Consider the following 17,654-nt stretch of genomic DNA (forward strand, 5'->3'; position numbering starts at 1 on the left):
CAATAAACTCTGCTGCAACAACGCAGTAAAGCGATATAGCTGTCATATTGCGTAATTTCCGTGACGGGGGCATGTCAAGGTGATATAATGTTAGGCAGTTGAATCACAAAGACTTGGAAGGATGAAAAGAATGAATCCACTGGCTGAACAGTTGAACGAAAGTATTCAGACAGGCAGCAGTCACGTCTACTCCATGCTGTCACAGCTTGGCAAAGAAATTTATTTTCCTAAAGAGGGGATATTGAGTCAATCTGCTGAAGCAGCAAGCTTGGCCAAGACCCATAATGCCACGATTGGTATCGCCCTGGAGGGTGGTGTGCCGATGCATCTTCAGATTATTCAGGAGAAGCTGTCAGCATTCCAGCCTAAGGATCTGTATCCTTACGCTCCACCAGCAGGCAAACCTGAACTGCGGACCGTCTGGAGAGACAAGATGCTGAAGGAAACACCTTCCCTCGAAGGCAAAACGTTTGGCAATCCGATTGTAACCAATGCATTAACCCATGGACTAAGTATCGTAGCCGACCTGTTCGCCGATGAAGGGGACGCTGTCATATATCCGGATAAAAACTGGGAAAATTACGAGCTGACCTTCGGCATTCGTCGTCATGGCCAGTTGGTTCATTACCCCCTGTTCGATGATCAGTTGAACTTCAACAGTGAAGGTCTGCTTCAGGCTTTGCTTGATCAAAAGGACAAAGGTAAAGCGATCGTTCTGCTCAACTTCCCGAATAACCCTACAGGTTATACGCCTGGAGCCGAAGAAGCAGATGCAATTGTAAACACGATTCGTCAGGCAGCTGAAGCTGGCGTTAACGTGGTTGCTGTAACAGATGATGCGTACTTTGGGCTGTTCTTCGAAGATTCCATTCATGAATCCCTGTTTGGCAAACTTGCCAACATTCATCCACGTGTGTTGACCGTAAAAGTGGATGGTGCAACCAAGGAAGAGTTCGTATGGGGCTTCCGCGTTGGATTCATTACGTATGCCCATGAAGATGCAGCCGTTCTGCATGCATTGGAACAAAAAACACTCGGTATTATCCGGGCAACGATCTCCAGTGGCCCGCATCCTTCCCAGACTTTTGTACTGGATGCGCTCAAAGCACCGGAGTTTGAAGCACAGAAACAGGAGAAGTTCGAGATTATGAAACGCCGCGCCAATAAGGTAAAAGCTATTCTCGATAGTGGCAAGTATGAAGATGCTTGGGACTATTATCCGTTCAACTCCGGTTACTTCATGTGCCTGAAGCTGAAAGAAGTTGGCGCTGAAGAACTTCGAAGCCATTTGCTGCACCAATATGGTGTAGGTACAATCGCGCTGGGTGAATCGGATCTGCGAATCGCCTTCTCCTGTATTGAAGAATCCGGATTGGAAGATCTGTATGAAACCATCTATCGTGGAGTTCAGGATCTGCGGACGACTTAGTTAATACAGACCTGAACCCTGAATGATATAAGAACTCTCTGTATACCGGTGACGTTGCAAGTCTCCAGGTATACAGAGGGTTCTTTTTGTGTTTTACAATTCGCAGATATCACTACCTCACCCGGACAGCTGCCCAAAAGCTTTAATTTCTAGCTTTACCGGGCATCGGCCCAATCAGCCTACCCCCACGGCACATAATATACGATGTACGCAAGGGCGTGCCAAACAACCACTTGAAAGGGGAATGACCATGTCTGGAGTTGAAGATACAAGAGGCGGTTATGGATGCGGCGGTTACGGAGGATTTACGAATACAGGTGCCATTCTCGTTCTGTTCATCTTGCTCGTCATTATCACGAAATCATTCCTCTGTTAGTACTAAATACACACAGCATGCGCGGGAATCAAGTGATCTGAGCACAACATGAAGACGGGTATTCCGGGACACAGCTCGGAATACCCGTCTTTGTTGGTTGAATAATAATGATCACCGTACAACTCGAACATCTGGGCTGGCCAGAGGTACGTAGGTACGATTAATCGTTTACTCGTCTTCTTCTTCCTTCAACCACTTGTTGCCTTGCGAACGGCGCATGATCACAATCATCAGTATCCCCAAAATAAGTGCTACCCCGGTGACAGTCAGTCCACTCGCTCCGGCAGCCAGCATAGGCAGCCACATGAGCAATGCAGCCAGTGCATGTAGATGGAATATGAATCCCAATACCTGAGAACGACGACTCTCTCCCGAGATCGGATAGATCATGATCCAGAACGATTCACTATGACTGCGACGCAGCGCACCAAGTTGTACACCTGCAAGCAACAGGAAAAACAGATAAACGCCTATACCAAAGTAGCTGCCTGCTGTCCACCAGGATAGTAACATGCCCAGTACAATTAGGCGTAACACGATGGAGAACACTTCGGTTCGAATAAACGTTTTGGTTATCAGGTAACGGTAAGCTTTCCCCGCATTCCAGGGAAGAGCGTTCCCCCATTTGCTAAGCCAGCGACGAGAACTTACTTTTTGTCCCGATGAAGGCACATCCACAAACCAGCCGAGCGTCCTCATGACTCTGCCAGCCTGCCCCTGCTCGACCTGAATCAGTCGTTCCCACGCCACCCGATGTTTCACCGGTATACGCAAGGCGACGATATAGACAACAGCCAGCAACAACAGGAACCATACGCTCCGCTGCGGTGGTTGCCACAACCAGGCGCCAACCGCCAGCACAGCCAGTGCCCATCGCAAGAGACGGTATCCTCTTGCCGCGCCAACCTGAACCATTCTTAGCTCTTGCCATGCTCCATAACTGGACAACCCTTTCCACAGCAGCAGGAACACGATGAACCAGCCAAATGGCCGTGCATCCAGATCTGCTCTGACATAGAGGGGCCACAATGTAACAAACACAAGTAACAAGCCCAGACTTTTATAGATGATGCCCCGGGCAAAGCTGTTCTTCAAATATTCCTGCATCCGGTATTCCTGTGGGCGCAGGAACACAATATCTGCCGGAAGCAGATATGTACGATAACTGCTAAACAGCACCAGTGGCGCCAGCAGCACCAATGCAATCCAGCGAATCGGGAATTCTGCGGGAATGTTCTGAACAAACGATGTATACCAGGCGGAGAACGCAATGACAAGAAATAAAAAGACCATAGCTACACCGCTCTGGATGACATATCCCAGATAAGGAAGAATTTCATTCCAGAATCCTGTGCGTCTTTGCTTCCATAGCAGCTTGAGATCCATGCTCAATCCCTGCCTTGTACGAGGGAATAGAACATGTGCTCCAGCGTGGCATCCGATTCCCCGAATTGGGAGCGCAATTCATTCAACGTCCCTTGAGCAATAACCTGCCCACGGTGCAGAACGATAAAACGATCACAGTAATTTTCAATCGTGGACAGAATGTGTGAACTGAGCAGAATCGATGATCCCGAAGCTTTCATCTCAAGCATAAAATCAAGCAAGGAACGGATACCCAACGGGTCCAACCCCAGAAAAGGCTCATCAATGATGTACAGTGGTGGTCCTGCCACAAAAGCACACATGATCATGACCTTTTGCCTCATCCCCTTGGACAGGTGAGTCGACAGACTTGTACTTTTCTCATTCATACGGAACAGTTCCAGCAGTTTCTCCGTACGTTGCTTGAAGTCAGCCTCCGACACATTGTACGCTCTTGCCGTAAACTCCAGATGTTCCATCACCGTCATCTCATCATATAGTTCAGGTGATTCCGGTACAAATGCCATGGCCGATTGGTAGATCTGCTCATCCTCGTCCCGCTTCTTGCCCATCACTCGTACTTCGCCCTGTTGAGGTGTCATCAGGCCGAGGATATGTTTCATCGTTGTACTTTTGCCAGCACCGTTTAAGCCGATTAGACCGACCATCTCTCCACGTCCGACTTCCAGATCGATGCCGTGAAGGACCGGTCGTTTGGCACTATAACCTCCGCTTAGCCCGCTGATTTGCAGAACAGGTGATTGAACGTTTTCCATCTATCCCTGCACCCCTTTCGTCAGATTCTATTCTTCGGAGCGTGGCGTTTTGTCTTTACTCCACTTGGGTGCTCCCTTGTTTTTACGATCCTGGTCGCGCTCCGTGCGGCCTGTATTGCCCGTTGGTTTGCTACCTGCTGGACGCGAATTGGAGATTGTAGCTCTGGTTCCCCCATTACGATTGCCCTGACCTGGTTTGCGATCTCTGGATTGCCCTGGTTTTCTGGAGAAAGAATGTCCCTCAGGTCGCGTGTCCGGACGCGGGTCAGCCTCCAGTACTTTACCGCCAAAGAGTACACGTTCTGACAGTTCGATTCCGAGTTCACGTGCGAATTTACGCATAATAAAGATCTGTGTTTCGTCCACAATGGACAGTACGGTACCCGAACGTCCCATCCGGCCTGTACGACCTGCACGGTGAACATAGTGCTCCGAGTCAAATGCAGGGTCATAGTTAATGACCATTGGCAATCCTTCGATATCCAGACCTCTGGCAGCGACTTCGCTGGCAATCAGCAATTGCAGTTTGCCATTACGGAAGGCAGACAATACGTTACTGCGGGTTACTTTGTCAGCATCCCCATACAGCGCAGCAGCGGACAAGCCCAGATGATTCATTTTTGCTTCAACTTCACCAATATCCTCAGTTGCATTCACAAATACGATTGCCCGATCCGGATTGTACTGCCTTACCAGACGACGCAGCATATCAATTTTGTTACGGTTTTCTTCTACAAAATAATAATGCTCCAAGCCCGCAGCCGTAGCTCGATCCGGTTCAATTCCGATCTGAACAGGCTCTTTCATCTCACGCTTCGCGAGTGCAGCCGTATGCTCATCAATGGTTGCTGACAGGAAGATCAGCTGACGGTCCCGCAATGCGCTCTTAAGTACAAAGTTCACGTCACTTACGCCGCCAAGTTGGAACACTTGGTCTGCTTCATCGATAACAATCGTAGAGACGTTGTGCATTTTCAGTTTTTTGAGTGTAATCAATTCCTTCAATCGCCCCGGTGTGCCTACAACCAATTGTGGATGCTCACGCAGCTTCTCGATCTGACGTTTAGCCGCTGCGCCACCAATCAGACCCAATACGCCGATCTTGCGTTCTTCCGCATAACGCTGTGCTTCACGTACAATTTGCATCGCCAGCTCTTGCGTAGGTGCAATAATGAGTTTCTGCGTACCTTTGATATCCATTTTGATGGATTGTAACAATGGCAGCAGATATGCCAGCGTTTTTCCTGTTCCCGTCTGGGATTTGGATACGACATCTCGGCCTTCCAAAATAACCGGGATCGTCTGAGCCTGTACAGGTGAAGGCTCGTTAATGCCATATTTCGCCAAAACGGCCTCCAGATCCTGTTCCACGCCAATTGAAGCAAATGTTTGATTCGTCATGTATGTCCATCCTTTTAATTTATTCATTTTGATGTTATATAAGTTCAACTAATCACTATTTACACTGACACTTCGAGAACAGAACAACCTTCCGATCACTGTTATCCCCAGATTTTTTTGATTCCTTTTTTAAAAGGAAAAATCCGTTGATAAAGGTGAAGCATATGCTTCCGATGCAGCTTTCTTTCAGAAAGCTTTTAGCTTCGCTTCTTCAGGTTATTTCTGTCCTCTCCGTTATTGTGTAAATGTTAGTTGAACATATAAGTTGCTTGTACGGATATAACCGAAGCCTGTCATCACATTACCTTTCATTATATGCGAAAAAAGCCCGTGTACCAAATCTTATTCCAGAATTGTATATATACACGCAAAAAAAAAGAAAAGCCCCTCGGCGGAGCCTTTCTTTCATCCCGTATATGATGCCTCGTATCACATTTACTTCTGATTCATTACACCGTGCGACAATCGATCTGCAAGACGTGGGAATAGCTGGTACAGCCATATGCCAGCAGAAGCAAGTCTTGGCAGATTGACTTCTTCCTTGCGCTTTTTCATCGCCCGAATCATATGACCCGCAACGTCTTCCGGGTTCAACATCATCCAGCGTACATTATTCACATAATTGCCAGAAGGGTCAGCCCGATGAAAAAATGGTGTATCAATTGGACCTGGATTAATCGTTGTCACCAGGACTCCTGTCTTGCGGAGCTCCTGACGCAGCGCGTTACTAAATCCGAGTACAGCATGTTTCGTAGCCGTATAGGAAGCGGATTTGGCCGTACCGATTTTGCCGGCCATAGAAGCCACATTCACAATCTGTCCTCTACCCCGTTCCAGCATCTGTGGCAGCACTGCTTTGGTACAGCGGACAATGCCCATGTAATTGACGTCCATCATCTCATCGAATTCCTGTACAGACATGTCCGTCATAGCAGCGAATTTCCCGTAACCTGCGTTGTTCAGCAAAATGTCGATTCGTCCGTATTTATGCAATATCGCATCCACAGCTGCCTGAACCTGCTCACTATCCGTAACATCAAGTGTGAGTAATTCATGCTGCCCTTTCAGCGAGGCACCAATCTCTTCCAGCTTGTCCCGTGAACGGGCAGCCAGAATCGGGATGGCTCCTTCTTCTATCAGCATCTGCGCACAAAGCGCACCGATACCACTCGATGCCCCTGTAATAAACACTACCTGATCTTTCAGCATACCCGATGTCCTCCCGTATTGAACACATATTGCCACTTGAGGCGTATGGTTCTATTCTACGAGATCATGACCTGAATATCCATCTCACCTATGCCGTCCATCAGCAAAGGAATGCTCAGTGCTTTCGTTGCACTAAATGTAGTCAGATGTTCAGACTTCATCACTTGTGGAGGTGTAATATCGACCACAACACCCTGGTTCGAGAGGATGGTGCTGGCATTACCACTGATCATATTACCCAGTTCCGAAATCGCACTTTTGCTCATTTCATCCATTTCTGTAATGACAAAACCGCCCATCATCGCAGATACAATTTTCAATGCAACTTGTTCATTGATTCCAAATACAATGTTTCCGCTAAGTTGTCCGGTCATTCCGATCACGATCCAGACATGGTCTGCAATGTACTCTACATTTTTCACGCCAAGACTCCCGGTGGAAGGCGAAACCTGGATGAGCTGTTCAAATACGTTCCGTGCCGATTCCAGGAAAGGATTAATCACTTCCGCTTTCACTATCTATGTCCCCCTCACACTGGGTTATTGGTCACACACCAAAAGTCCCATATTCATTAAATTTATTATACTTTATCACGTACAAGAATTCATTAAGAATTCGTTAAATCATGTGTACTATAATTTATCGTCATCCTTGGGGCAAATGTTTATAGCTGATTCTAGCGAATAAACAGAGCTTTTTACTTCTTTTGAAGAAAGATTTTCATTCATTGTGCGTGGCAAAAGGCATTTAGGACTTTATTACTGCTTCTCACTACTCTTAAAAAAATCAAATTCTTGTATTCACGTTTTTTTCACAGTCTCTTGAACTACTTTTGATCCTGACAATTACCTTCATTGCTCTGCTGTCCTGAATCACCTATAATTTAAGATAACGGAACAATAACCAGTTACGGGATTACATCTCGCCAAACACTACATAATTAAGATACTTTGCCTGCAAGGAGGTCACCTATGAACATAAGCCAACTGGAGACACTAATTACCATTTCCAAAACGATGAGCTTCCGCAAAGCGGGAGAACTTCTGAACCTGACCCAGCCTGCCGTCTCGGCCCAGATCAAAAGTCTGGAGGACGAATTCAGCACCGTTCTTGTGGATCGTAACCAACCCGTTACCCTGACAGACCGTGGACAGGTATTTCTGGAGCACGCTGAACGGATGCTCGACATCGTTGATGAGTTGAAACAAAAATTGTCCGATCTCGATGAAACGCCTCAGGGACGTATCGTGTTAGGCACAACGACTTCCATTGCTATTCAGATCTTGCCAAGGGTATTATCCTATTTCCAAGATCAATTCCCGCTGATCAAAACCAGTATCCAATCCCTTCCTTCATCACAGATCTATACCCAGGTCGAAAATGGTTTGGTTGATATTGGTATCGGTTATCTCACGGAGCGTAATCCCAATCTGAATACATCTGTGCTGTACTATGACACATTTGAACTCGTGGTATCTCCTTCTCATCCGCTGGCAAAGAAAAAACATGCTGCAGTGGATGTGCTCCGCAGTACACCATTGATTCTGTTGTCCCCTGATACAGTAGGACGAAGGTTTACAGAAACCATCTTCAAGAAACATAATATTGAACCTAATATTGTAATGGAGTTGTCGAGCAGCGAAGAAGTGAAACGGATGGTCGAGATTGATCTCGGAGCAGCTGTCATCTCCAAACAATCTGTTGCGCATGAGTTGCGTCAAGGTACATTGCGTATGATACCCTTAAGTGAGCTGGAGGTCAGTCACCCTGTTGGTGTCATCTATAAGTCCAGTCGGTACCTCAATTCAGCGATGCAGCAATTTATAAGTGATCTCAAAGGCATGCCGGAAACCCAATTCATCAGTTCAGAATGACAATGAGCCATGAGAAAGGAAGGATTCCATATGAAATTTGATCTTCATACCCATCATTTTCGTTGTGGTCACGCAGACGGCAACATCCGCGATTATATAGAGGCAGGTATTAAGACAGGGCTTCAGGCCATCGGGATCTCGGATCATACGCCATACTTTGGCAGTGAGCTTGAGCAGGCATTTCCACGAATCGCAATGGGCAAATCGGAATTGCAGCATTATGTGGAAGAAGTCCTTGCTCTGAAAGAAGAGTACGCTGGTACAATCGATGTACTGCTCGGCATTGAATCCGACTACTTCCCTGCTCATGCAGAATTGTACCGTACCACACTGGGACAGTATCCTTTTGACTATATTATTGGTTCGGTTCATCATACCGAGGATGTGAGCATCTTCAACAAAACCCGGTGGAACGGACTGAGCGCTGCTCGCAAAGTTGAAGTGAAAGAAAGCTATTATTCATTAATCCGGCAATCGGCTCGCAGCGGTATGTTCCAGATTCTTGGACACATTGATGCGATGAAAGGAAACTATCCACCTTTCTCCGAAATTATCGCTGATCAGGCCATTGATGAAACGTTGCAGGTCATTGCAGAATCCAATGTAGCGATCGAAATTAACACTTCAGGCAAAACCAAACTTAGTGGTGGATGGTACCCGTCAGATGCCATTCTGGAACGGGCCCATCATTATGGGGTGAAGGTGACATTTGGATCGGACGCTCATAAACCACAGCGGGTTGCAGACGAGCTGGACGACGTTCGTACACGTCTCAAGGAGATCGGATTCACCGACTGGGTATACTTCAAGCAGAAACAGATGCAGGTTGTACCACTGTAAAAAATATAAGTCACATAGAAACCCCCACAGCGCGCTTGTTCACGTTGTGGGGGTTTAGGTTTAATTCTAAATTAAAATATTATATAAGTTAAACTGAACATTTACACGATAACGGAGAGGACAGAAATAACTTGAAGAAGCGAAGCGGTCGCCTAAAAGCTTTCTGAAAGAAAGCTGCATCGGAAGAATACGCTATCCCCGGATTTGCCCCTTTTCAAAAGGGAATCAAAAAATCCGGGGATAACAGCGATCGGAAGGTTATTCTGTCATCGGAGTGGCCAGTGTAAATATTCCACAAGTTAACTTATATGGACAAAAAAAATGAACCCGCTCGCGCGGGTCCCAACAGCATTATCTATTATCAAAAAGGGGGTCATGAGATAAGTTTACCCCCTGTCTGTTAGAGTTCAATTGCAGCTATATTTCAATTGTGTAACAAATGATTGAATTTCGTTCATTCACGTTTGACTACTCTTACTCTATGTCATTGCGGCTTGTCAGATACCAGGGTTTGCAGGTCTTTTTCCTGAAGCGGGCGTAAGTATTGTTCCCGGTACATACTGTACACTTTAACATCCATCAGGGATTCTGATCCCTCGTCATCCTCATCATGCAGTCCGAACGAGGGAAGACTCCGCTCATAGGACATCCCTATTTTGCTTAGCACCCGTTGTGAAGATACATTGGCCTCATAACAACGCGCTTCCACCCTCCCCAGATGAAGATCGTCAAATCCAAACTGCAGCAGCCGCTGTACCGCCTCGGTAGCCACACCCATGCCCCAACAGGACCTGTTCAGGATGTAGCCAATCTGTGCGGTACCATTCTGATCATTCCAGTGCTGGAATGAGGTGATCCCAATCACCTGTTCCTTGCCTCTCCAGCAGATCCCATAATGTAACGAATCCAGCTTGGCGCTGCTGCTCCGTATCTGGTTCAATAACCGTCTTGCCCTGATCGGCGTGGGCTGGCTTCCCCTATTCACATATCTTATGACTTGAGGATCGGAAAAGAGTTCCGATAATGTGCTGTAATCACTTTGACGTAATGATCGCAGGACAAGACGCTCTGTCCACAAAGCCGGCAGACCTTGAACCAGCATTTTTCGGGTAAGCATGACAATCGCTCCTTTTGCCTAACGGGCTTGAGTCCGGTAAGACAAGCATGCTCTGAAGGTGATCCGGCGTAATACCATTTGAACTGATCCACGAACTTTAGTTTTCGCATTTTAATATATTGCATCAAGCAATTACTCACGCTAAAAGGCCCAGATGCTGACTACTCCTGCAGCCCGCGATAGATACCCGTACGAATCTCACGAATATAGAAATCCAATGCAGGAACATCCGCCGACTGTGCAACCTGTACTTCTCGCTCAATATCATAAGGCACTCGCACAAATTGAACATTGAACGGGGTATTATTATCGTTGCTGTCTTCACCCTCCAGAATACAGTAGGAAGCCTGGGGAAGATCGAGTGGATTACCAACACTGCCTGCATTAAACAGTAACTTGCCGTTCATATACTGCAAGTATGCGTTATGCACATCCCCATAACCTACAACGTCTGCAACACTTTGCTCAGACTCATCGGCTGGAGGATCAAACATTGCCCACCTCTTTTCCACCGCGTCCCACGGTTGTACACGATGGTATACACTTTGAGGTGAAGCATGGACCAGACGGATAATGCGACCGCTCAGTTGAAATTGATGACTGAAGGGTAGGCCCGCCAAGTATGCCAATCGTTCCTCACCCAGCCGTTCTGCTTGCCACGTGAAATTCTCGTTGTCCTGGTTAACCGCAACCAGTTCATCCCAATTGCCACGGATGACAAGTTCGCACGTCGCTCTCACCTGATCCACAACCTGTACCGGTTCTGGTCCCTTGCCCACGAGGTCACCAAGACAAAAGATTCGCTCCACGCCACGACTTCGGATATCTTCTAACACTGCTTCCCAGGCAGTCATGTTGCCATGAATGTCGGATACAATCGCAATTCGTTCCATCTGGATAACCTCCATTCATGTTGAATCGTTCACTGTTGTACGTTTACACTTGCCACTCCGATGACAGAATAACCTTCCGATCGCTGTTATCCCCAGATTTTTTTGATTCCCTTCTTCAAAGGGAAAATCCGGAGATAGCGTATGCTTCCGATGTAGCTTTCTTTCAGAAAGCTTTTAGGCGAACACTTCGCTTCTTCACGTTATTTCTGTCCTCTCCGTTCTCGTGTAAAAAGTTTAGTTGAACTAATATGATCTCATATTCCTTTTATGTGGTTAATCCTTTAAGCTCAAACACCGTTAACTCTGGTCTGCACAGAAAACGAATGGGCAGTTGAGTCATGCCAAAACCACGATTCACATACACGGGCATCTGTGTCTGGGTGGTGTAATATACCCCTTGGACATCCGTATAATACAACCCTTGAACATACTTGTGTGAACCTCGCGGAGTTGTGAGTGCCCCGACCCAGGGAAAACGTACCTGTCCACCATGGCTATGACCGGAAAGCTGTAATCCGAAACCATAGGGAGTGGCAATGTCGGCATAATCCGGTTCATGCATAAGTAACAATTTCCACACATCATGATCCAATCCCTTGATGGCTTGGGCAGGATCGGGCCTGCCTGTAAGTGCGTCATCCAGACCAGTTATGGCCAGACGTTCTCCACCTAGTTCAATCACCACATGTTCGTTCCGTAACAAAGTGAATCCGGCTTCACGGAACATGGTTGTCACTTCATTCTGTTGTCCGCCCCGATAATCATGATTCCCCAAAACAGCAAATTTGCCATACTTCGCTTGCATGGAGGCGAGTGCCGGAATACATTCACGCATCGGCTCTGCTTCCCTCTCGACGATGTCTCCGGTGAAACAAATCAAGTCCGGTTGCTGCTCCTCAATCGTTGCTGCCAGCTTCTTCATCTCTTTCACCCCGGTATGAAAACCAAGATGGGCATCGCTGAACTGAACTACACGCAAACCGTCAAATGCCTTTGGAAACTTTGGAAGTTTCAGCTCCATTTGCTTGATTTCCAGACGACGCGGCTCCCAAAGCCAGGCATAGCCTCCTGTGAGCAAACTGGCACCCGCTGTCATCAAAACCATGCGCAATAAGAAACTTCGGCGAGAGGGATCATGATCCTTTTCCTCTCCAGGAAACACAGACTCTTCTGCACCTGGTGCTTTGTGCGAGCGCTGGGACGGCGAGTTGTTGCTACCCTGACGCGGTGTCTCTGCCATATCTCCCCCTCCTTCTACGCTCTTAATCCATCCCCTTAGTATACCATATTCTGCATGGATAGCCCTGTTCCTCTGCTTCATTACAAAAAGAAGCCGGGATCTCCGGCATGTTGCTGCACGGGATCACGACTTCTTCTAAGTTGCAGATTACACTTCTGCACATGTTATGACGAGATTATACACCCAACCAGCGTTTGAACATATGCTTGGTCGTTTGTTTGTTCATTTCGGCAATGGAGGTTGTCAGTGGAATGCCTTTTGGACAGGATTGCACACAGTTCTGTGAGTTACCACAGCCCTCAATGCCTCCGTCTTCCATCAATGCTTCCAGACGATCGTCAGCGTTCATCTCCCCTGTTGGGTGAGCGTTGAACAGACGCACTTGGGACAGTGCTGCTGGACCGATAAAGTCTGTTTTCTCATTGACGTTCGGGCATGCTTCCAGACATACACCACATGTCATGCATTTGGACAGCTCATATGCCCACTGACGCTTCTTCTCAGGCATCCGTGGACCTGGACCGAGGTCATAGGTACCATCGATCGGAATCCATGCTTTTACGCGTTTCAGGGCGCTAAACATCCGGCTACGGTCGATGACCAGGTCACGAACCACCGGGAAGGTCTTCATCGGTTCGATACGAACGGGCTGTTCGAGCTTGTCGATCAGGGCTGCACATGCTTGACGTGGCTTGCCGTTGATGACCATGGAGCAGGCACCACAGACTTCTTCGAGACAGTTCGAATCCCAGCAAACGGGAGCAATGGATTTGCCATCTGTATTGACGGGGTTCCGCTGAATCTCCATCAGGGCGCTGATCACATTCATGTTGGGACGGTACGGAAGCTCAAATTCTTCGTTGTACGAAGATGACTCCGGGCTATCCTGACGGGTGATGATAAACTTGACGGTTTTGTTGGCTGTAGCTTGTTCCGCCATATCGTTGTCCCCTCCTCTGGTGACGATGATTGGTGTTGCTGATGCGCAAAATGTTTTGTGCTCGAGTGGCGCTCCGTCAGCGGAATGCCCCTCTGATCGCTGTTGCTCCCCCATTTTACGGAATGAATCTGTATTGAATAAAATGGGGTATCAAAGGCGAGCGCTTCGCTTCTTCTGGGCATTTCCGCTTCCTCCGCTACGTCGTGCACTGAGTCACTTTGCTGGAAACTGCACTCCATTCATGCTGGATTGCCGTAATTTTTAGAATTTCAAGCCGCGCAAATATGTTGCTTGCTTGTGAACAGGCTTTTCGTTTTATCTGCTGCGTTGTGCACACAGGGTACCTTTGCTGAGAACCTTCACTACATCACGTTGATGGCAGTAACTTTGAAGAAGGCTCTGCTTCTCCAAAGTTTTCCTGCCTTCTTCGTTCAGGTGTTTAACTATTCATTGCATGAATCGTGTGATACTTCTTAATCCTTGGAGTAATCCCGGATACGTGGTGGGATCAGGGATACGTCTACTGGCTCGTACGAGATTTTCGGGCCTTCCTTCGACCAGCTTGCGATAGTCGTTTTCAGGAACTCTTCATCATTACGTTCCGTGAATTCCGGTTTGTAATGCGCGCCGCGGCTTTCGTTACGGAGCAGAGCACCAAGAGTCATGGCTTCTGCCAATTCAATCATGTTCCACAGTTGACGAGTGAATGCTGCGCTCGGGTTATTCCAACCGGAGCTGTCATACATGTTGATTTTGCCATAACGCTCTTTCAATTCCTTGATCTTGCCAATCGTGGCTTCAAGCTTGTCGTTGTAGCGCACAACCGTCATGTTGGCTGTCATCCACTCGCCAAGCTCTTTATGAATGACATAGGCATTTTCCGTGCCCTGCATTTTCAAGATGCCTTCGTATTTATCGCTTTGTTGCTTGGTGTGTTTCTCAAATACGGAAGATGGGATATCTGCGGACGATTTTTTAAGTCCTTTGATATATTCAGCCGCTTTTGGTCCAGCCACCATACCACCATAGATCGCGGATACCAATGAGTTGGCACCCAGACGGTTCGCACCATGGTATTGATATTCACATTCACCAGCTGCGAACAGCCCCGGAATGTTAGTCATTTGATTGTAATCTACCCACATGCCGCCCATGGAATAATGGACTGCCGGGAAGATTTTCATTGGGATTTTACGCGGGTCATCGCCCATGAACTTCTCATAGATCTCAATGATTCCGCCGAGTTTAACATCCAGTTCCTTCGGATCTTTGTGCGACAAATCGAGATAAACCATGTTCTCGCCATTCACACCCAGACCCATATCTACGCAGACGCTGAAGATCTCACGAGTTGCGATATCACGTGGAACCAGGTTACCGTAGGATGGATATTTTTCTTCAAGGAAATACCAAGGTTTTCCGTCTTTGTACGTCCAGATCCGTCCACCTTCACCACGCGCGGATTCAGACATGAGACGCAGCTTGTCATCCCCTGGAATGGCTGTTGGGTGAATCTGAATAAACTCCCCGTTTGCATAATTTACACCTTGCTGATACACGGCACTTGCCGCTGTACCTGTGTTAATTACAGAGTTGGTCGTTTTACCGAAGATGATCCCCGGACCACCACTCGCCAGAATAACCGCTTCTGCCGGGAAGGTCTGTACCTTCATCGTTTTCAGATCCTGAGCTACGATCCCGCGACATACGCCTTCATCATCCAAAACCGCCTGCAGGAACTCCCAGTTCTCATATTTCGTAACCAGGCCCGCTGCTTCCCAGCGACGTACCTGCTCGTCTAATGCATAGAGCAATTGTTGTCCTGTTGTCGCTCCGGCAAACGCTGTACGGTGATGCTTCGTTCCCCCGAAACGACGGAAATCAAGCAAACCTTCCGGTGTCCGGTTGAACATTACGCCCATACGGTCCATCAGGTGAATGATGCCAGGTGCTGCTTCGCACATCGCTTTAACAGGAGGTTGGTTCGCGAGGAAATCACCGCCGTATACCGTATCGTCAAAGTGTACCCATGGGGAGTCACCCTCACCCTTGGTATTTACCGCTCCGTTAATGCCGCCTTGTGCGCATACAGAGTGGGATCTTTTAACAGGAACCAGTGAAAATAAATGAACATGGACTCCGGCTTCAGCCGATTTGATCGCCGCCATCAATCCTGCGAGACCGCCGCCCACAATAATTACATTCGTTGATGCCATTGCTGTTCACTCCCTTATAAGTCAGCATTTATACGCTAAATGCTTAAATTAGAACTGTTTTAACTGCGTCAATCATCGAAGTAGCCGTTTGGAAATCAATGCTCCGGAAAGCAAATAGTGAAGCAATAAACATGATGGAAACAATAGCGAACAAGCTCATACATACGTATGAGGATACACGTTGAGCACGCGGACCAACTGTAATTCCCCAGCTAACGAGGAACGACCACAGACCATTGGCAAAGTGATATGACGCCGCAACCACACTGATCATATATATCGCAAAGGTTATCGGATTCGTCACCGCATCATGTATGACGCCGCCAATCTCTTCATGGGATACATTACCCAGCGCAATCTGTACTCTCGTCTCCCATACGTGCCAGATGACGAATACAAACGTAATAATACCGCTGACCCTCTGCAACGTGTAGCGCCAGTTGCGCTCATTGCCATAACGGCCCACATTAGGCTTGGCCTGATAGGCAATATAAAGACCGTAAACACCGTGATAGAACAACGGCAGCCAGATAAGTAATGCCTCGATCACAATAACAAGAGGCAAACCGTTCAGAAATGCAACAGCACCGTAAAAAGCTTCTTTGCCGCCTTCAACTGCCGTGAAGTTCGTCACCAAATGCTCAACAAAAAACAAACTGAGCGGAATGACGCCAAGCAAGGAGTGCAGCTTTCTGGAGTAGAACCCTTTCATAAAATGTCGATCCCCTTTCGCTAAATACAACGTTTTCATAAATGATTTCACTTATCATGACACGAATCCTTTTCCCTGAAAAGGTTCGACAAATTGTTCCGTTTTCCCCAGGTGTGAACAACTTGTGTCACGATTCATGTTACTCCTTTTTTTCTTATAAGGGAATTGCAATATAATTATTAAATGTTATAACCTATAGGTATAAGCAGTGAAACATTGGGTTTACAGGCCATACAACATGGAAAACGATTAAGCAAGGGCAAGAATCACATTCATGGAAAAGAGGTTATTGTTCATGTTTGAGGAGTTAAATGCATTTGCAGCGGTTGTGGAGCAATCCAGCCTGAACCGTGCATCCAAGTTACTGAACTTGTCCCAACCCGCACTCTCACGGAAAATTGCCAAATTGGAGGATGAACTGGGCGTTGCCCTGTTCCACCGCCGTGGCAAACGGCTGGAGTTAACCAGTGTGGGCCAGTTCGCCTATACCTTTGCGGTAGAACAGAAGCAGCAGCAACAGAAGTTCCTCACCATGCTGGCCCAGTATAAAGACGAAGAACAAAGCACCATTACACTCGGAGCCAGTCTGACGACGCTTCAAACCACGTTGCCACCTCTCGTCAATGCCTTTATGGAGAAACATCCAAATGCCGAACTGAAACTGTTGACGGGGAAAACACATGAGATTGTCTCGTTTGTGCGTGACAAAAAAGCCGATGTGGGCATTGTCGCCTCCTCCATCAGTGAAGTGGGGCTTAACTGTGTGCCGCTCTTTGATGATCACCTGGAACTGGTTGTGCCGCTTACACACCCCTTGTCCGGTAAGGAAGCCGGGATGGAGCATTTGCAGGATCTGCCGATGATCACGTTCTCCAAAGGCACCTGGTACCGCAAATTAACGGACGACCTCTTCCAGCGCTGTGCCGTGATGCCGGATATTCGCATGGAGATTGATTCCTTCGAAGCGATCATCCGACTTCTACCTTCTGCCAAGGCTGCTGCTCTATTGCCCAAGTCATATCTTCGTCCACAATTGCTCGCGGACAATGATCTTGTTTCTGTTCATTTGCCTCAATTACAGCAGACCCGCAGAACAACCTGCATGATCTATGGGGAAAAAGAGGACCTCAGCGAGACCTCCAGACAATGGGTCAAGGAAACGGCTGCACTCTTTACAGCAAAGGCGCCATTGCCCTCACGGAGGGCTACGACGCCTTAGCTTTGATCTGAATTAACCCGGCTCTAACGCCTGGCTTCCATATTTAA

The 17,654-nt window shown here is 47.5% G+C and carries 16 protein-coding genes; 5 read left to right on the plus strand and 11 right to left on the minus strand.

What is annotated here, in order from left to right; translation table 11 throughout:
- Positions 1 to 130 precede the first annotated feature (130 nt).
- Complete coding sequence (locus ABTV53_RS22830; protein WP_433746838.1) at positions 131 to 1,429, plus strand: aminotransferase class I/II-fold pyridoxal phosphate-dependent enzyme; 1,299 nt, start codon at positions 131 to 133, stop codon at positions 1,427 to 1,429.
- Positions 1,430 to 1,679: 250 nt separating this feature from the next.
- Complete coding sequence (locus tag ABTV53_RS22835) at positions 1,680 to 1,805, plus strand: YjcZ family sporulation protein (protein WP_206759599.1); 126 nt, start codon at positions 1,680 to 1,682, stop codon at positions 1,803 to 1,805.
- Between the two features lie 168 nt (positions 1,806 to 1,973).
- On the opposite strand, the gene ABTV53_RS22840 is transcribed toward ABTV53_RS22835, so the two are convergent.
- From ABTV53_RS22840 to ABTV53_RS22860, 5 genes are all read right to left on the minus strand, one after another.
- Positions 1,974 to 3,191 carry an ABC transporter permease gene (locus ABTV53_RS22840; protein ID WP_433746841.1) on the minus strand — a complete coding sequence of 406 codons (1,218 nt, stop codon included), beginning with the start codon at positions 3,189 to 3,191 and terminating at the stop codon, positions 1,974 to 1,976.
- Between the two features lie 2 nt (positions 3,192 to 3,193).
- Complete coding sequence (locus ABTV53_RS22845; RefSeq protein WP_433746844.1) at positions 3,194 to 3,946, minus strand: ABC transporter ATP-binding protein; 753 nt, start codon at positions 3,944 to 3,946, stop codon at positions 3,194 to 3,196.
- A gap of 27 nt (positions 3,947 to 3,973) precedes the next feature.
- Positions 3,974 to 5,347: a DEAD/DEAH box helicase gene (locus tag ABTV53_RS22850; RefSeq protein ID WP_433746847.1), complete on the minus strand. Its 1,374-nt coding sequence runs from the start codon at positions 5,345 to 5,347 to the stop codon at positions 3,974 to 3,976.
- 435 nt (positions 5,348 to 5,782) lie between these two features.
- Complete coding sequence (locus ABTV53_RS22855; RefSeq protein ID WP_433746850.1) at positions 5,783 to 6,556, minus strand: SDR family NAD(P)-dependent oxidoreductase; 774 nt, start codon at positions 6,554 to 6,556, stop codon at positions 5,783 to 5,785.
- Between the two features lie 56 nt (positions 6,557 to 6,612).
- Positions 6,613 to 7,071: a chemotaxis protein CheX gene (locus ABTV53_RS22860; RefSeq protein WP_036605799.1), complete on the minus strand. Its 459-nt coding sequence runs from the start codon at positions 7,069 to 7,071 to the stop codon at positions 6,613 to 6,615.
- Between the two features lie 456 nt (positions 7,072 to 7,527).
- Here ABTV53_RS22860 and ABTV53_RS22865 point away from each other — a divergent pair, with 456 nt between their 5' ends.
- Positions 7,528 to 8,430 carry a LysR family transcriptional regulator gene (locus tag ABTV53_RS22865; protein WP_036605798.1) on the plus strand — a complete coding sequence of 301 codons (903 nt, stop codon included), beginning with the start codon at positions 7,528 to 7,530 and terminating at the stop codon, positions 8,428 to 8,430.
- Between the two features lie 30 nt (positions 8,431 to 8,460).
- Entirely contained in the window at positions 8,461 to 9,270 is an 810-nt protein-coding gene (locus tag ABTV53_RS22870; protein ID WP_433746852.1) for a histidinol-phosphatase, read from the plus strand.
- 484 nt (positions 9,271 to 9,754) lie between these two features.
- On the opposite strand, the gene ABTV53_RS22875 is transcribed toward ABTV53_RS22870, so the two are convergent.
- From ABTV53_RS22875 to ABTV53_RS22900, 6 genes are all read right to left on the minus strand, one after another.
- Positions 9,755 to 10,387, minus strand: coding sequence for a GNAT family N-acetyltransferase (locus ABTV53_RS22875; RefSeq protein WP_433746854.1), 633 nt, complete (start codon positions 10,385 to 10,387; stop codon positions 9,755 to 9,757).
- Positions 10,388 to 10,548: 161 nt separating this feature from the next.
- Positions 10,549 to 11,280 (minus strand): metallophosphoesterase family protein, encoded by a 732-nt coding sequence (locus tag ABTV53_RS22880; protein WP_433746857.1) that lies wholly within the window; start codon positions 11,278 to 11,280, stop codon positions 10,549 to 10,551.
- Positions 11,281 to 11,545: 265 nt separating this feature from the next.
- On the minus strand, positions 11,546 to 12,520 hold the full coding sequence (locus ABTV53_RS22885) for a metallophosphoesterase (RefSeq protein WP_433746859.1): 975 nt from the start codon (positions 12,518 to 12,520) through the stop codon (positions 11,546 to 11,548).
- Between the two features lie 175 nt (positions 12,521 to 12,695).
- Complete coding sequence (gene sdhB / locus ABTV53_RS22890) at positions 12,696 to 13,460, minus strand: succinate dehydrogenase iron-sulfur subunit (RefSeq protein WP_036605794.1); 765 nt, start codon at positions 13,458 to 13,460, stop codon at positions 12,696 to 12,698.
- A gap of 473 nt (positions 13,461 to 13,933) precedes the next feature.
- On the minus strand, positions 13,934 to 15,676 hold the full coding sequence (gene sdhA, locus ABTV53_RS22895) for a succinate dehydrogenase flavoprotein subunit (RefSeq protein WP_036673387.1): 1,743 nt from the start codon (positions 15,674 to 15,676) through the stop codon (positions 13,934 to 13,936).
- A 43-nt stretch (positions 15,677 to 15,719) separates the two neighbouring features.
- On the minus strand, positions 15,720 to 16,388 hold the full coding sequence (locus ABTV53_RS22900; protein WP_036605792.1) for a succinate dehydrogenase cytochrome b558 subunit: 669 nt from the start codon (positions 16,386 to 16,388) through the stop codon (positions 15,720 to 15,722).
- A 295-nt stretch (positions 16,389 to 16,683) separates the two neighbouring features.
- Between ABTV53_RS22900 and ABTV53_RS22905 the strand changes: the two genes are divergently transcribed.
- On the plus strand, positions 16,684 to 17,607 hold the full coding sequence (locus tag ABTV53_RS22905; protein ID WP_433746862.1) for a LysR family transcriptional regulator: 924 nt from the start codon (positions 16,684 to 16,686) through the stop codon (positions 17,605 to 17,607).
- The last annotated feature ends 47 nt before the right edge of the window (positions 17,608 to 17,654 follow it).

Source organism: Paenibacillus amylolyticus (genome assembly GCF_050990605.1).
GTDB classification, from domain to species: Bacteria; Bacillota; Bacilli; order Paenibacillales; family Paenibacillaceae; genus Paenibacillus; species Paenibacillus amylolyticus_H.

Coding starts and splice junctions, on each gene's coding strand:
- ABTV53_RS22830 (WP_433746838.1), top strand. CDS start 131: ATGAATCCACTGGCTGAACAGTTGAACGAAAGTATTCAGACAGGCAGC.
- ABTV53_RS22835 (WP_206759599.1), top strand. CDS start 1,680: ATGTCTGGAGTTGAAGATACAAGAGGCGGTTATGGATGCGGCGGTTAC.
- ABTV53_RS22840 (WP_433746841.1), bottom strand. CDS start 3,191: ATGGATCTCAAGCTGCTATGGAAGCAAAGACGCACAGGATTCTGGAAT.
- ABTV53_RS22845 (WP_433746844.1), bottom strand. CDS start 3,946: ATGGAAAACGTTCAATCACCTGTTCTGCAAATCAGCGGGCTAAGCGGA.
- ABTV53_RS22850 (WP_433746847.1), bottom strand. CDS start 5,347: ATGACGAATCAAACATTTGCTTCAATTGGCGTGGAACAGGATCTGGAG.
- ABTV53_RS22855 (WP_433746850.1), bottom strand. CDS start 6,556: ATGCTGAAAGATCAGGTAGTGTTTATTACAGGGGCATCGAGTGGTATC.
- ABTV53_RS22865 (WP_036605798.1), top strand. CDS start 7,528: ATGAACATAAGCCAACTGGAGACACTAATTACCATTTCCAAAACGATG.
- ABTV53_RS22870 (WP_433746852.1), top strand. CDS start 8,461: ATGAAATTTGATCTTCATACCCATCATTTTCGTTGTGGTCACGCAGAC.
- ABTV53_RS22875 (WP_433746854.1), bottom strand. CDS start 10,387: ATGCTTACCCGAAAAATGCTGGTTCAAGGTCTGCCGGCTTTGTGGACA.
- ABTV53_RS22880 (WP_433746857.1), bottom strand. CDS start 11,280: ATGGAACGAATTGCGATTGTATCCGACATTCATGGCAACATGACTGCC.
- ABTV53_RS22885 (WP_433746859.1), bottom strand. CDS start 12,520: ATGGCAGAGACACCGCGTCAGGGTAGCAACAACTCGCCGTCCCAGCGC.
- sdhB (WP_036605794.1), bottom strand. CDS start 13,460: ATGGCGGAACAAGCTACAGCCAACAAAACCGTCAAGTTTATCATCACC.
- sdhA (WP_036673387.1), bottom strand. CDS start 15,676: ATGGCATCAACGAATGTAATTATTGTGGGCGGCGGTCTCGCAGGATTG.
- ABTV53_RS22900 (WP_036605792.1), bottom strand. CDS start 16,388: ATGAAAGGGTTCTACTCCAGAAAGCTGCACTCCTTGCTTGGCGTCATT.
- ABTV53_RS22905 (WP_433746862.1), top strand. CDS start 16,684: ATGTTTGAGGAGTTAAATGCATTTGCAGCGGTTGTGGAGCAATCCAGC.